The sequence below is a fragment of the Mycobacterium sp. genome, assembly GCF_047975165.1.
Lineage (GTDB): Bacteria > Actinomycetota > Actinomycetes > Mycobacteriales > Mycobacteriaceae > Mycobacterium.
This window is the reverse complement of record NZ_JBKECZ010000062.1, coordinates 1-14,959: the sequence shown is the minus strand read 5'-3', so window position 1 is coordinate 14,959 and position 14,959 is coordinate 1. Positions and strand designations below refer to the sequence as shown.

Annotated in this window: 18 protein-coding genes; 1 reads left to right on the top strand and 17 read right to left on the bottom strand. The window is 23.4% G+C overall.

Going from position 1 to position 14,959, the window contains the following annotated elements; genetic code table 11:
- Positions 1–156: 156 nt before the first annotated feature.
- The 17 genes from ACK5M9_RS07255 to ACK5M9_RS07175 form a co-directional block, all read right to left on the bottom strand.
- Positions 157–702 (bottom strand): sortase, encoded by a 546-nt coding sequence (locus tag ACK5M9_RS07255; RefSeq protein WP_416892504.1) that lies wholly within the window; start codon positions 700–702, stop codon positions 157–159.
- A gap of 9 nt (positions 703–711) precedes the next feature.
- On the bottom strand, positions 712–3,789 hold the full coding sequence (locus ACK5M9_RS07250; protein ID WP_416892503.1) for an MSCRAMM family protein: 3,078 nt from the start codon (positions 3,787–3,789) through the stop codon (positions 712–714).
- A 9-nt stretch (positions 3,790–3,798) separates the two neighbouring features.
- Entirely contained in the window at positions 3,799–4,317 is a 519-nt protein-coding gene (locus ACK5M9_RS07245) for a hypothetical protein (protein WP_416892502.1), read from the bottom strand.
- A 99-nt stretch (positions 4,318–4,416) separates the two neighbouring features.
- Complete coding sequence (locus ACK5M9_RS07240) at positions 4,417–4,725, bottom strand: hypothetical protein (protein ID WP_416892501.1); 309 nt, start codon at positions 4,723–4,725, stop codon at positions 4,417–4,419.
- A gap of 11 nt (positions 4,726–4,736) precedes the next feature.
- A complete protein-coding gene (locus tag ACK5M9_RS07235) occupies positions 4,737–5,603 on the bottom strand; it encodes a hypothetical protein (protein ID WP_416892500.1) in 867 nt (288 codons plus the stop codon).
- Between the two features lie 11 nt (positions 5,604–5,614).
- Positions 5,615–5,770, bottom strand: a complete 156-nt coding sequence (locus tag ACK5M9_RS07230; protein ID WP_416892499.1) for a hypothetical protein — start codon at positions 5,768–5,770, stop codon at positions 5,615–5,617.
- Positions 5,771–5,910: 140 nt separating this feature from the next.
- Positions 5,911–6,453, bottom strand: coding sequence for a hypothetical protein (locus ACK5M9_RS07225; protein ID WP_416892498.1), 543 nt, complete (start codon positions 6,451–6,453; stop codon positions 5,911–5,913).
- Positions 6,428–6,703 carry a hypothetical protein gene (locus ACK5M9_RS07220; RefSeq protein ID WP_416892497.1) on the bottom strand — a complete coding sequence of 92 codons (276 nt, stop codon included), beginning with the start codon at positions 6,701–6,703 and terminating at the stop codon, positions 6,428–6,430. Before ACK5M9_RS07220 ends, ACK5M9_RS07225 begins: the two co-directional genes overlap by 26 nt.
- A complete protein-coding gene (locus ACK5M9_RS07215) occupies positions 6,690–7,094 on the bottom strand; it encodes a hypothetical protein (RefSeq protein WP_416892496.1) in 405 nt (134 codons plus the stop codon). Before ACK5M9_RS07215 ends, ACK5M9_RS07220 begins: the two co-directional genes overlap by 14 nt.
- Positions 7,095–7,198: 104 nt before the next feature.
- The gene (locus ACK5M9_RS07210) at positions 7,199–7,504 is read right to left on the bottom strand and encodes a single-stranded DNA-binding protein (RefSeq protein WP_416892495.1); all 306 of its coding nucleotides are present in this window, start codon (positions 7,502–7,504) and stop codon (positions 7,199–7,201) included.
- Positions 7,446–8,654, bottom strand: coding sequence for a toprim domain-containing protein (locus ACK5M9_RS07205; RefSeq protein ID WP_416892494.1), 1,209 nt, complete (start codon positions 8,652–8,654; stop codon positions 7,446–7,448). The genes ACK5M9_RS07210 and ACK5M9_RS07205 overlap by 59 nt, the downstream gene beginning before the upstream one ends.
- Positions 8,655–8,698: 44 nt before the next feature.
- Positions 8,699–9,814, bottom strand: coding sequence for a hypothetical protein (locus ACK5M9_RS07200; RefSeq protein WP_416892493.1), 1,116 nt, complete (start codon positions 9,812–9,814; stop codon positions 8,699–8,701).
- A 139-nt stretch (positions 9,815–9,953) separates the two neighbouring features.
- Positions 9,954–12,107 (bottom strand): type IV secretory system conjugative DNA transfer family protein, encoded by a 2,154-nt coding sequence (locus ACK5M9_RS07195; RefSeq protein WP_416892492.1) that lies wholly within the window; start codon positions 12,105–12,107, stop codon positions 9,954–9,956.
- On the bottom strand, positions 12,094–12,900 hold the full coding sequence (locus ACK5M9_RS07190) for a hypothetical protein (RefSeq protein WP_416892491.1): 807 nt from the start codon (positions 12,898–12,900) through the stop codon (positions 12,094–12,096). Before ACK5M9_RS07190 ends, ACK5M9_RS07195 begins: the two co-directional genes overlap by 14 nt.
- An 11-nt stretch (positions 12,901–12,911) precedes the next feature.
- Complete coding sequence (gene mobL / locus ACK5M9_RS07185; protein ID WP_416892490.1) at positions 12,912–14,111, bottom strand: relaxase MobL; 1,200 nt, start codon at positions 14,109–14,111, stop codon at positions 12,912–12,914.
- Positions 14,111–14,389 (bottom strand): hypothetical protein, encoded by a 279-nt coding sequence (locus ACK5M9_RS07180; RefSeq protein WP_416892489.1) that lies wholly within the window; start codon positions 14,387–14,389, stop codon positions 14,111–14,113. The genes mobL and ACK5M9_RS07180 overlap by 1 nt, the downstream gene beginning before the upstream one ends.
- Entirely contained in the window at positions 14,386–14,586 is a 201-nt protein-coding gene (locus ACK5M9_RS07175) for a hypothetical protein (protein ID WP_416892488.1), read from the bottom strand. The genes ACK5M9_RS07180 and ACK5M9_RS07175 overlap by 4 nt, the downstream gene beginning before the upstream one ends.
- 44 nt (positions 14,587–14,630) lie before the next feature.
- Here ACK5M9_RS07175 and ACK5M9_RS07170 point away from each other — a divergent pair.
- Positions 14,631–14,959, top strand: a 329-nt coding sequence (locus tag ACK5M9_RS07170) for a hypothetical protein (protein ID WP_416892487.1), incomplete at its 3' end; no start/stop codon positions are given.

Below are 14,959 nucleotides of genomic sequence, written 5' to 3'. Positions count from 1 at the left end.
ATATCAAAAATAGAGGAACAATTGTTCACTTTCATGAATATTGAAAAAGACTATTTTTCATAGCTTTTTTACTTTCTATTATTTATATATTAATAAAAGATGACAATTTCTGTTTAAATATTTAAGATACAAAAATAATTATTATTAATATAAATACTATACTTTAGAAGCTGTTATTACATATCTTTGAGAGTTGTCACTCCACCACTCAAAGGGATAGCAAGTATATATAATAAGCTGCTCTTTATCTTGTTCTTTTAATACCTCATTAGATTGAGTTTCTTCCACTATACCTATTGAATCTACTTTGTAATAACTTCTACCTTCTTTATAGTCTACTTTAATAATATCTTCTTTTTCTATCTTGTCAATAGCAGAAGATATTTTTTCTTTATGGCCTGCTAAGACAATATTTTTCTCTTCATCGAAGTAACTATAATCATTATCCATAATTAAATTAAAATTATCTAATTGATCATTACCATAATAAATATCTGTACTTATATCTTTAGCAGGAATTGTTAAAGTTGCTACTTTTTTTCCAACTTCTTTAGAATACTTTGTTTCATCTATTGTTACGTTTGAATTTATATTTTTATTTTCTTTATTTATATCTTTAGTATTAAAATTACTAATTATTAAAATTATAAAGAGTATTAATATAAATATTCTTTGATATATCATTAAATTATTTTTTTTCATAATTTCCTTTTATTTAATACTTTTGGTTATTATATGTAAAAACACTATTACTATACTTATTAATGTAACAAAAGATAATATTACAAAAATTATTATATTTTTAAAAGAACCTGTTTTTAAAAATTCTTCAACTTCTATCTTATCGTTTAAAACGGTAATTTTAAAAACTTTCCCATCTTCATTTACTGAAATTGCAACTTCTTTAGTATCATCAAACTCATAATTTTCTGGTGCTTTTGTTTCTTTTAAAATGTATTTCCCATAAGGAATATTTTCAAAACTTAACTTACCTTCTTCATCTGTTACACCATAAGCTGCTCTGTTTTCTTCTGTAAATTCGTTTATGATACTTGAATCGTTTTTTGTGTCTAAGTTCGTTTGGAGAATTCCATCTCCATTTAAATCATGGTAAAGTCCAAATTCAGCACCACTTAATACTTTGTCATTATCATCACTATCTACTTTTAGTATCTTTATATCGTTTGTGATTAATTTATTTTTAAGAGGTTTACCATCAAACAAAGTTAAAGTTTTACCATCTTCTGTAATACTAAACGCTTTATACCAACCATCATTTACATATCCTTCAGCAGTTTTTGTTTCTTTCAAAACGTAATCTCCAAATTTTAAGTCCTCACTAATAATATAACCATTTTCATCTGATGTTAAAACTTGGATTATATTATTTTTAACTTCCTTGTCATCTACTTTACCATTTCCATTTATATCTTGATAAATAGTAAACTCAACATTTTCTAAAGGATAAAGATTTTCTTCTAATTGTTTTGAGTTTTTTTTATCAACGATATATCCATTTTCTTTTGTATATTCTTCTCTTTCTATTTTATCTTTAGTTGCTAAATCTATCGGCTTATCTTCCCCTTTATCAACTGTTCCATTTCCATTTATATCTTTGTATACAGGGTAATATGTAAAGTAATCATGCTCAGTATCACTCTCATCTAATCCACCTTTGTAAAGTTCAACTTTACCTTTGATGACTTTATTAGGTATATCTTCTCCATGGTTAATCGCAATAATTTGCCCCATTTCAGTTATTTCAAAAACTTCTTCATAATTAGCATTTACCCATCCTTCAGAGGCTTCATCTTCTCTAATGATGTATTGTTCTCCACCTTTCATTACTTTGCTTTCAGCATATCCGTATTTATCAGTTGTTAAAGTTTCAACAAGTCTTTCCCCTGTATCTATCTTACCGTTTCTGTTACTATCCCAATAAATACCGAACTTAGTATTTGCTAAAGGATAATATACCTCATCTTCTCCATTAATTAAACTTTCACCATCCTTGTTTAATAAAATTTTACCATACATAATCTGATTTACTAAATCTGCTCCACCATTTAATTCAATAATTTGTCCATCTTTAGTAATGGAAAATTCTTCACAATAATTACTATTTATATATCCATTTGAAGGTATTTTTTCACATATTTCATAGTTTCCGTATTTTAAATATGAAGAAGTTATTTCTCCATTTGAATCAGTATTTAAAGTTTCAACTACATTTCCTTCACTATCTTTTATTTCAAATACCGTTCCTTCTAATCCTACTAATTTATCATTAAATGGATTAGTATCTATACCAATTTTTTTAAGATGTACTTTTCCTTTAATTATTTTATTAGTTATCTCCTCTCCTTCGTTAATAGAAACTACTTGTCCATCTTCCGTTATTGAGAAATAGTATTTGGTAGAATCTAAAACATATCCTGTTTCCGTATCAACTTCAATTGCGTAGTAATCTCCTAATGATAAATCTTTAAAATCGCATTTACCATCGTTGTTTGTAGTACATGATTTAACTACTTTATCATCTTTTTTAGTTCTAATTTCCCACTTCGTACCTTCTAATGGATTATTTGTTTTATCTCCATTTACTGTTTCTGAATCATCTTCTACTTTCGTTAAACTTGCTCCCCCTAACGCTTCTTTAACTGTAAATTGTACCTTTACTGTTACAGGGTCGGATAGTCCTGCAACTAAATCTTGACCTGAATTTACAAAAGTTGGAGTAGATGTGTACTTAATGTTATTTCTTTGTCCAGAAGGTGGCATAGGATCATAAGTTGATTTTACAATAGGTGAAGTAACTGTTCCTTTACCGTTCACATCTGCTTCATCTATCCAAACTAATAAATTATTTGCTCCTTCTCCATCTGCAATGTGGAATTTTCCATAAGTTCCTTTCATATCTAATAAATAACGAGTATCTAAAACCCCATTTTCATCTTTTAAAGTAGTTTCGTAACGGTTTTTAGATGAATCATAAGTTAAATTATATAATGGAATATCACTTTCTTCAAATGTAGTAGTGAATGATGGATATGTTCCATGATTAGATACTTCTTCATGTATTTTGTCCCATTCAGTTTTTATTCCACTAGGAATAGTAAAACCTATTGCCCCAACTGCTTCCCAAACAGCAAGTTGACCTGCAGTAAGATAATCCATATTACCTGTACTAGCATACAAATTAGTTATGTAAGCGGTAAACCTATTTACTTTGCTTTTTTGAGGTGGTGTTAAGGAACTATAAGCATTATTGCTTTCTCCCACTCCGTCTATTTGTTCAGCACCTTTATCGGGCTCTACGCAAAAAACAAGTAATTGACTAGGCAAACTAAACTCTGTCGTATTAGTAACCATAAAATATGGTGTATTAACCTCCCACTTACCGTTATACTTGAACTTGTATACAGTTTTGTTCTTGTAGTATACCTTGAAATCGCCATAATCTTCAAAATCATTTTTATCACTATAGTAGTAACTATTTCCTACAGAATCATTGATCTTATGATCTCCCAAAAAGTTACCTTTTTGTTTTTCTTTTGTTTTTAAGTAATTTTCTAATTTTAAAGCATAGATATTTGCTTCTTCTTCTGTATCAAACTTAGCTTGATAAGGATAACTACTATTTTCTTTTGTTTCTATTTCTTTTAACTCTTCATTTGTAAAAGAAATTGTTTCTTCTTGATACACTTCTTTAGCACTAAATACTGTTGGTAAAACTAAACTCCCAACTATCAATGCTAATAAAAGTATATTTAGTACTTTTGGTTTCATGTTCTTCCTCTACTTAATCACTAAATATACTAACATAATCATAATCATTATATTTAGTACATTTAGTACAATGTTTATTTTATTATTTCCAACATCTTCCATTGTTTCAATTAACTCTATTAGTTTTTCATCATCTGATACTTTTTTATTTCCTAAAAATGTTGATATTTCAAATAGTTTATTTTCAATTTCTGAATTAGAATTAACTTCTTTACTTTCTATTGTTTCCTTTACTTCTATAATAGAATCTACTATTTCATTATTATTATTATTTTCTAATAATTTATTAATATTTTCTAAAGTATTAAGGGTTGCCTTATTCAAACTAAGTAATTCACTTGAATTATCATTTCTAAGGTATTCAACATTTTCTATTTCTTCCTCATATGAGTATTCAGATGTTTGTTTTAATCTCACCCCATATTCTTTTTGGTATTGCTTTATATATTCGTCCATAAATTCTAATTGAATACCTACATTTAATATTTCATTATTTACCTTTTTAATCTTTATTTGTTGTATTTTCATTTTTCTCCTTAATTTGTTTTTGTTGTTTTATCTCCTTTCATTTAAATTATAAAGAGGGGAGAAGATATTTTTTAACTAAAAAAAGAATTAGAAAGTTAATTAACTTTCTAATTCTTTTAATTTATTATTATATTCTTTAAATTCTTCTAAGTAAAAATCATAACTATTTTTAATTGTCTCATAGTTACCACTTCTAATTGTTATACCATCTATTTCAAGAACCCATATAGTTTTCTTATTAATTTGATATTCCGCCTCTTTTGCTTTAGATGTTTTACCATTAATTTTAAGATCGTATTTCTTACGAGTTAACCCTATTTCTTCTTCTTGATAATTAATTGTTATAAACTTGACTTTACTCCAATCAATAATCATTTCAAAACCTATTTCACGACTATATTCTTTCATAGTATTCCTCCTTAATAATCATAAATAGTGCCATTTCCCATCACCATTACTGTTTTACCATTATTAAAAGATAAAACGTAGGCGGGCATATCATATTTATATTGCGGAACCCACGAAGTTCCATTAAAAGAAAAATCACTTATACAATCATAACCATATTCAGTTGAAGAAGATGTTCCATCATTAACTGATACGCCTAAGTAATCAGCAGCTTTTATCTCCGCTTCACTTTTTGATATATACCCACATTTTTTTTCGCTTGGAATAGTCGGTTTATCGGGTTTTGATACTCCTGTTCCTCCACCATTATTATTTGAATTATTTCCTCCTGATGATGAACCACCGCCATTATTATTTGAATTATTTCCTTCTGATGATGAACCACCGCCATTATTATTTAAATTATTTCCTCCTGATGATGAACTACCATTATTACTATTTGAATCATTAGAACTACTGCTATTATCACTACTACTTGAACTACTGTTGTTATTTGAATTATTATTAGATGAATTTGAAGAAGTGCTATTTCCTTTATCTGTATCTTCTTTTGATTGTTTATCACTATTAGACTTACTTTCTTTATCATCACTAGAAGATTTTTTTGTACTTTTTTCAGTTTCTTTTAATTCTTGTTGTGAATTAAAAATATCTTCTTTCATTTTTTCAATTGTTGAATCTTTAACTAAAATATTAGTTTGTGGATAGTTTAATCCTAATAATTTTGTTTGAGTTTGAAGTGCTTGGTATTCATTAAAGTTAGGAATGAAATAAGTTCCTACTCCTATAACCACCACTATTATAATTACTATTGGTATAACTACTTTTTTGTTTGTTCCTTTTAGACTTTTTTTAATATTATTAATAATTTTTTTCATAATTTCCCCTTTTATATTATTATATCTTTTATTTCATTAAATAAATTTATCGTATCTCTTAGGAGACCAATTAAAACTTGTTCTTCTTCTTCAGAAGATAAATCCAACAAAAAGTCTATTTCATTTATTATAACCTTTTTATCATCTTTTATTTTATTTTTTTCCATTTTACCCCCTATACTATAAAACGATTTTAATTTCAAATGGTGTAAATTATTTTTAAAATTAATTCAAAAGTTATATCTAAAAAAGTAAAAAAGAAGACTAAATATTATCTTCTTCTTTATTTTTTATAATTTCATCATATTTATTTGCTTAAGCTTTTTTCTTCTATAAATTCTTTATAATCATAATTTTTATTATTTTTAATTTTTCTTTTAATGTTTTTAACCTTATCTATACTTTGTTGTTTGGTTTTATTATACTTTTTTGCTATGAAATTATGGTTTTTATTATTAACATAATAATCTTTCAAAATTTCTCCCTCCTCTTTTTTTATAACATTTTTATCTGTTAATCTGTCAATCACTTCATTAAAGTTTGTTTCTTTTATATTTAGCTTTTTAGAAGGTATAATATCTTCATATTTTAAATTTGTATTATTAATACCAGATTCCAATTTATATTCTTTCGCTAATCGTTTTTGAGTCTGTTCTTTTTTAATCAAATCAAGATAATGATTATTAAGTGCTTTAATTAAAATACTTGGATTAACTTCACCTTTTTCTCTTAGTGAATAATACTTTAAATATCCTTCCATTATCAAATCTTTTTTTTCATGATTTTTAATGTTATATTTATAAGAAACTTTTTCAATTATTTTATTAATGTCTTTTAAATTCTGATTCATCTGATGGACTAGTTCCTTTATTTTGAACTTGAATCAACTTAATATTTACTTTCTCCATTATAATTTTAAAAGTTATTTCATCTACAAGTTCTTTTAAAGTAGATATTAAAAGATAGTCTCCTAATAATTCGTACCTTTTAGCTTGGTCCTCCTTATACTTAATAGTTTTAATTTTTTTAAACTTTAAGTATTCGTTTGTTATTTTATTTATTTCTTTTGCTTGATTTTGTGTTAATTTAATTTTTGGCATACTTTTTCCTTTCCTTAATCTTTTTTAAATTTTCTATTTGTTTTGTTACATTCATAACTGATAACGTTTCATAATAATATTTTTGCTTATTATTTTTATCTATTTCTGGAAGGTTTATTTTTTTAACATTAATTTCTACTATTTGTTTATTTTTATATGAACTTAGGAGTATTGGAAGCATTATACCTTTAGCTTGAATAGAATTTATTATTCTTATCTTTTCGTTACTTACTTTTTTATTGTCATAATAGCTTATAGAGTAGTAAATTCTATCATCTTCATCTATTTTATCTAATAAATTATAATCATTAAATGTTTTATTTCTTTCTTTCATTTGTTTATATAGTGTTGGTGGTAACAATATATTTATTATACCTCTATAGATTGCCATAATTAAAATGGCAAATCTTCATCATCGATATTAAAATTTTCATCTTTTGTTTCTTTTACTGTATTTGAAAAATATTTATCTTGATTTGATTTTTTTCTTTCTAATTAGTCAACTTCATTCACCCAAACATATGAAAAGAATTTACTACTACCATCTTCTTGTTTTATAACATCTATCTTAAGTTCTCCACAAACTAATATTCTACTACCTTTATTAGTATACTTTTCTAAATTAATAGCACCGTTCCCTAATAATTTACACCTAATAAAATTCGTTCCAAAACTTCCATCTTCATTTTTCTTTTTTAAATCTTTTACTGCTATATCAAAATTCACTATTGCTTTACCGCTCTTAGTATGATTGATATCTATTTTCTTCGTAATCCTTCCTGTTAATATTATTTTGTTCATATAACTCCTTTCTATTAATTTGTGTATGAAAATTATGAACTTTTTCTTTTTTAAGCTTTACATTACCTTTTTTTTGCAATATTTCATTTAAATCTTTTTCTTGACCTTCATATTTATATTTACTTATATTACTTATTCCTATTTCTTTAAGTTTAGAAGCTAATTTTATTGTTCCTTCTTTACCGGATTTATCATTATCAAAAGCTACAATAATTTCTTTATCTTCAAAGTATTTTTTATTTCTATCAATAAAATTTGTCAACGAACTTTGATTTTTAACTCCCATTAAAGAAATTACATCTATATTTTTATTAGTATTTTTAATAGATAGTCCATCTATTGTAGCTTCTGTTATTATTACTTGTTTGTTACCTTTTATATCTTTATAGAAATTAGGGATTTCTTTTTTTGATATTAAATTTATTTGTTTTTCTTTTACACGTAGTTCTTTAGATGAACGTAATAATAAATTATATTCATAGTTATCATATTTACCTTTATTTTTAACTACTATGTTTATATTTCTATTATTAAGTTCTGTTTTATTAGTTTTAGTAATATCATTAATTGTATTATTATAAACCCTTTGCAAGTCTTTAATATTTTTAATAATATTAATTCTTCTTATAAGATAGTCAGTTCTTTTTGTTTTTTTAATTCTTTCATAGCTTTTAGCCGATTCTTCATTTATACTTAAACAAGTATACATTTTATTATCCAAACAAATAAAACACTCATTATTTGGTAATTTAGCATTAGTTACATTTTCCCAATCTATAATTACACCATTTAAGTTTGTCTTATCTATTCCCCTATAGTTTTCAGGTCCTAAAAGATTAAGCAATTCTTCAGAAAAAACATTATTTAAAGATTTATTAAACTTTTCTTTTTTCTCCATTTTTAATTGCTCTTCTCTTAAAGACTTACTCATTATATTTTCATAGCCTTTTTTATCTTCTATATAAATTTTAGTTGTCTTACCACACTCATTTTCCCTATTGCATATTATTTTGTTCATAGTTTTTAAATAAACATAAGCTTCTTTCTTTTCACACTCTGGACATCTACAAATAATATAATTAGTATACTTCTTACCTTCTACCTCATTTATAAATTCTTTAAGATCTTTATATGTTTTTATATAAATCACCTCCCCTCTTATAAACAAATTATAAAAAGGGGAGGTTTTATTTTTTAACTATATTGTATTTTTGTTTCTTGATTATTTTTGTTGTTTTTTTCTTCTTTTATTTCTTTGGTTTCTCCTAAATCTAAAAATAAATTAATAAGTTCTTGAAATTGTTTTTTACTTTGTGGTGTATCATAAACTTTTTCTTTTCTTAAATATTGTTCATCTTCTAATTTATCTATTATTTTTTCACAAGCATCCATACTTATAACTTCCAAATCTAATTTGGTTATATCTAAACCATAATTTGTTATTTTAGCATTTGATATTTCTTCTATATTCGCATTATTTAATTCTTCATTATTTTGACCCTCTTTTATAAAAGAAATTGGATTATAATGTTCTAGTTCATTTTTTTCCCATTTATCATTTATATTTTTTATTTTATTGTGAATTTTTTTAATTATAAAATTTTCACTTACTTTCAATTCTAAGTTTTCAATAAGATTATAGATCTTTTCTTTTGAAGAATTATTTTTAATAGCCATAAAGGATATTGTTTCTTTACCTGTATAATAATTCATTAACATATCTTTTTCTTCGCCATTTATTCTGTCACTACTTATTGTTTTAGAAATTTTATGATTTTCATCTAATTTTTTAATATCAAACTCTCCATTTGGGGCATATATAAATTCATATCCTTCACTTAAACACTTTTTATTGTATTTTAATACTGATGGATCATATTGTCTAAATTGACTAATATCATTTGTTAACATATCTTTTTGGATATCTTCTTTTAATTTTGCTATAACTTCTTCTTCGTAACTTTTTCCTAACTTATCGGCTATCGTTATTACATCATAAAATAATTTTTCTCCCCTCATAGTTTCCTTAACTTCAATTTTAATAGGGTAATATTCTCCCAATTTACAGAGTTTATTCATTTCTTCACCTTTAGCAAGTACTATAGGTGACATTTTATATACACTATCATTATAACTTAATCTAAACAATAAGTATTCTTCACCATTTACATTTTTTCTTTTCGTATCTTCAACTGTCACTTTTTTTAAATCTAGTTTACCAAATAGTGAATCATCAAACATTTGGTCTGTTGGAACTTTTAAAATTTTTCCCTCAAATACTTTTAAATTCTGTTTTATATTTTCTTTCATTTCTTCTCCTTAAATTTGTGAAAGTTTAATTTCACAAATAAATTTTATTAAGGGTATTTTTTATTATTTAACTATAATTTCTATATTAAAAAAAGATTATATAATAGTTTTTATTCTACTACACAATCTATTATGCTTATTATGTCCACACTATATCTTTTACTTGCTTATCTTTATGCCCTACTATTAAATTTCTTTCTAGTAACTCTTTTTCTACTGAGGTGATTTGGTTTAGCATATAATCCCATGCAGGGCGGTAATAAACTTTCATTGGTAAATTTTTATCAATTACACTATATCCTATTCCCATTGGATTTAAACCTAAGTCATCTGCATTTACTAAAGGTACTTTTACTTCTTGTGTTGATTTAGATAGTTTATCATATTCACTACCACTTATATTTTTCAATAACCTTGTTGTATATCCTATTAATTCTTCAAAGTATTTTCTTGAAGAAACATTAGCTGAACGTAAATAAGTTTTTTGATGTATATTTCCTAAAATAATTTCTTTTTGTACTTTTGAATATACATCTGTTAGTTGTTCTAAATCTTGTACCAATAAACTCATCTGTATTCCCATTGATAAACATAAAGTTAATTTATTTACAAAAGCAGAAATAGGTGGCATATTCCCAAATTCATCTGCTAATATGTGGATTTTTCTATTTAAACTTTCTTTTCCATTTTTCTTTGTATAACTTATAGATCTATTTATTATTTGATTAATAAAAATTGATACATATTTATTATATTCAGGTTTTTCAACAGGTATACCTAAATAAATTATGTATGGTTTATCACCTTTAATTATTTCATCTATATCAACTTGGTTCATCGAAGACATAAACCCTAAAGATACATCTGTAAATATTGACATTTCACTTTTTATAGTTGCTAAAATATCCTTATTGTCGGTCTTAGGAATTGTTAAAAAACCAAAGTTAAGTTTTGTTTTTTCTTTTAAAATAGAAACTACTTTCATTTCTTTATCTTCTCCAACTTGCGATAACTCTTCAATAGTTACATTTAGGCTATATAAATTAAATTTATTGTAATCATCATAAATAAAACATTGTTCTAATAGATAATAAATAAAAGCATTTAAAAAGTTTTGAGCATTTTGAACAAAGAATTTTCCTTTTTCATCTTTTGAAGGTGGAATAAATCCATCACTAAAGTTTCTTATCTCTTGAGTTACTTTCCCCATACTTTTAATATTATCTTCTAATAATTTTTCTTTGTACTTTATAAGTGCTGCCTTTATTCCTACATATTCATCTTCTGTTTTATTAACTTGATTATTTAAAAATTTATGAATTTCTTTTATACTACAATTTGAATATTTTATTTCTTCAAGTTCTAATTCATTAGTTACTTCTTCAATTATACGGTTTGGTATCTTCTCATTTTCATTTACAATAGGATTCATTATATTAATTAATTCTCTTTTAATTAATTCTAATGGATTATATGAATTTGACTTATCAAAGTCATTTAAATTAATTAACAAAACCTCATATCCCCTTTTTTTCATTATTTTTGCACTTTTATTATATAATTCTAACTTTAAATCAGTAACTACTATATTAGGTTTTTGCTTTTCATCTTTTATCATTGAAAATAAATCTATTTGTGCTAACATCCACATTGCAGTTTTTCCTACTCTTGAAGTTGCTAAAATTAAAGTATGGATAGGATCATTGTTTAAAAAAATCATATCTTTAAAATTTATTAATTTAAAAGTATACTTTGTTTTTTTTTTATTATTCCCTTTAGAAAAGTTTGCTTCTTCTTTTTGTATTCTTTTATATTCTTTTTTATTTTTTTTGTTATCTTTCTTTTTGTCTTCTTTAAATTTAAAGAACTTCTTTTTATATAAATTCACTTTTATAATCCCTAAATTTAAATAAACCTGTTTATACCTATCAACTATCAATCCCTGAGTATAATTATTCATATAGTCAACTAATACAAAGTGTTTATTTCTTTCCTTATCTTTCATAAATCTTCTTTTTCCATGTGAATAAGTATTTTTAGTCACATCTAAATGTTTCACTAAAAATGGATTAACTTTATTTTTATAAAATATAACACTAATCCATATTAGAGTTAATATCACTAATACTGTTATTAAAATCTCTTGTGGTTTTTTACCATTAATATAAGCTGCTATTTCTTTTACCAAATTTTGAAAAAACATTATTACAAAACTTGGATGAAATAACAATAACCATAATACTAAAAATGCAGGTACAAATTTTAAAAATATTATTATATTAAATCTCTTCATAATTTAATTTCCTTTCATTTAAATTGTTTATATTATTTATATCTTCATAATAGATATTAATTAATTCTTCATCTTTTATTTTTTTGGTACAAATTATTTCTACCCCTAATAAAATATAATTACTTTTCATTAAAGGGTTAAATAATATTTGTTTTTGTTTATCTGATAACTTTTTATTCTTTAACACTCTATATATGATATCTGTTTGTTCCTTATCAAACCACTCAATTTTTAAATATGTATCTTTAAACTCATTTTCTATAAATCTATTTTTTTCTTTTTTAATTTTATCTATTTCAAATGTACTTATAATAGTATTTATTTTAGCTTTTATTTCTTTTGGATCATACTCTTCATCTAATAAATCTTTTAGTAATTTAATTTGATTTGCTTCATTTACTCTATCTTCTAAATATACGCTTACATATTCATTTTTAAGTTTTTCTATTTTAGAAACTTTAATAGCCATTTCAGGTTCTATTTGCCTTTCTAATTCTTTAATCTTATTTTGAAGTTCTTTTATTTCTTCATCATCTATGTTTTTATTAGAAAATATAATTTCTTTTTTTAATAATGAAAAAGTTTTTTCATTTAATATTTTTGTTAATTTTGAAAATGGAACTAATACTTTAATTGTTTCACTTTGATTATTTACTATATAATTATTTAATTTTATTTTTTTTAAATAATTATTCTTCTCTTTTAAATTTTTAAATATTAGCTCTATTTCATAGTTTTTTGCTACTTTGTTTTGAATTATATCTTCAATTATATTTATTTGCTTTATTTCCATTTCTTCTCCTTTTAATATCCATATAACAAATCTTGTTCATGTTCTTTAGTTAACTTTTCTATTTCTTTTTTATGCTGCTTTAAATTTTTTAATATATTTATTTTTTTATTTTTGTAAGTTTTATTCACTTTTCTTAATTGCTTATGCTTGATGTTACTCTCTTCTTTGTACTCCTTTATTTGGCGTAGGATTAAATTGTTTAGCCTTAAATCTATTTCTTCTAATTGTTTATTTGTATGTGATATATTTTTAGTTTCACCATATAACTTTGAATAATATTTAGTATCTTTTTTTAAACTTTCTTCAAACTCTTTATACTGTTCTTCAAATTGTGGATTTAGTCTTATACTTTCCTTTTTAATTTCTTCAATTATATTTTTGAATTTTTTATGTTTGATATCTTTATAATACCTAACTTTATCTTCTTGATAGTATTGATTACCCATTTTAAATAAATTATCTAGTTTATTAAAATCAATACTTTTCATTTGCTCTCTTATTTTATTTTTTAAATTTAATTTATCTTCATTATGTTTATAATATTCTTTTGCCAAATCTTTATCTAAATCCAGCATTATATTTTTCCTTAAATCTTTAAAATATTTTTTATCTAATTTATTTTTTTCTCTTGTTGGTTCCTTTTCTATAAAATCAAAATGGAAGTGCAAGTTTTTAGTATTAGTATGAAATGTTATAAAGTATTTAATATTATTTAAATTAAAATTATTTTTAAGCAAATATTCATCTATATGTGGCGATATTTTTTTATACAATTCATCTACACTGTATTTTTTAATTATATTCTTTTGTGTATAATCATTTTCAAAAGATATATAATTTTGATATAAACAACTTTTATTCTTTTTTTGAATCTCATCTAAAAGATTAATGTTATCAAGTCTTAATTTTTTTTGGCTATACTTTACAGTTCCATTTTCATTATCATAGTATAAGACCATTTTTTCTAAATCATCAAAATAATTTTCATACTCTGAATATACTTCTTTTCTAGTATTATACCCATCTACTACTATTGTTTTTTTTAAAAATAATTTATCATAATTTTCATATACACATTTTCTTGTATTATATCCATCTTTTGTATTTTTTCTTTCAAGTGAATCTATTTTATTAGAAAACTTTAAACTATATTTATCCATGCTTCTTTTAGTTGAAAAAGTTAGCCCATACAAAATATTAGGTGAAGACATTATCTTACTCCTTTATTAAATTTATTTTTATAATATTCATCTTTTACTTTTTTAAATTTTTCTTGATCTTCACCTTCTAAATATTTTTCAATTATTTTTAAACTATCATATATCTTTAAAGTTAAGTTTTTGTCCCTAGTAGTTTTTTCTATTTTATATTCTTCGCTTATTAAATTTTCTATTATTTTTGTTTCAGAAATATGTTTTATTTTTTTTATTTCTTCAAGTTTTAAAACTGTTTCTTTTTTTAATAAGTAATTTTTTCTTTTTGTATTCATAATATTAGCTCCTTTAATATTTCTTTTATTTCTTTTACTTCTTGTTCAAGTTTATTTAATTTCAACATTTCATTTTTATATGTAAGTCCTAATTCTATTACTTCATTTATTTCTTTAGATGTTTTGATATTGTTTTGATTCAATTTATTATTTAATTTAGTTGTAATCCTTATTTGTTTAACTTTTTTTTGTTCCATCTTCTTCCTTTCTTTTTGGTATAATATCTTTAAAATACTTTGGAGTGATTATGCTAAATAATTTTGATAATAAAAATGATAAAGAAGATATTAATAAAGTTTTAAAAGAAATTTCTTTATCTTTAAGAAATATGAATGATATTTTATTAAGTAAATCTAAAAAAGGTTCAAGCAACCCTTTTGAACTTGTTTTTAATATTTTAAAAAACAAATCATTAATTATATTTTTCCTTATATTTCTTTATTTTTTTATACATATTAATGACTCATTTAATAATTTTACAAATATTTTTTTCAATTCATTACCAGAAGTTTGGCAATCTCTTTTAATTTTCATATATCAATTTTCATTTTATGTGCAAATCCCGTTTAT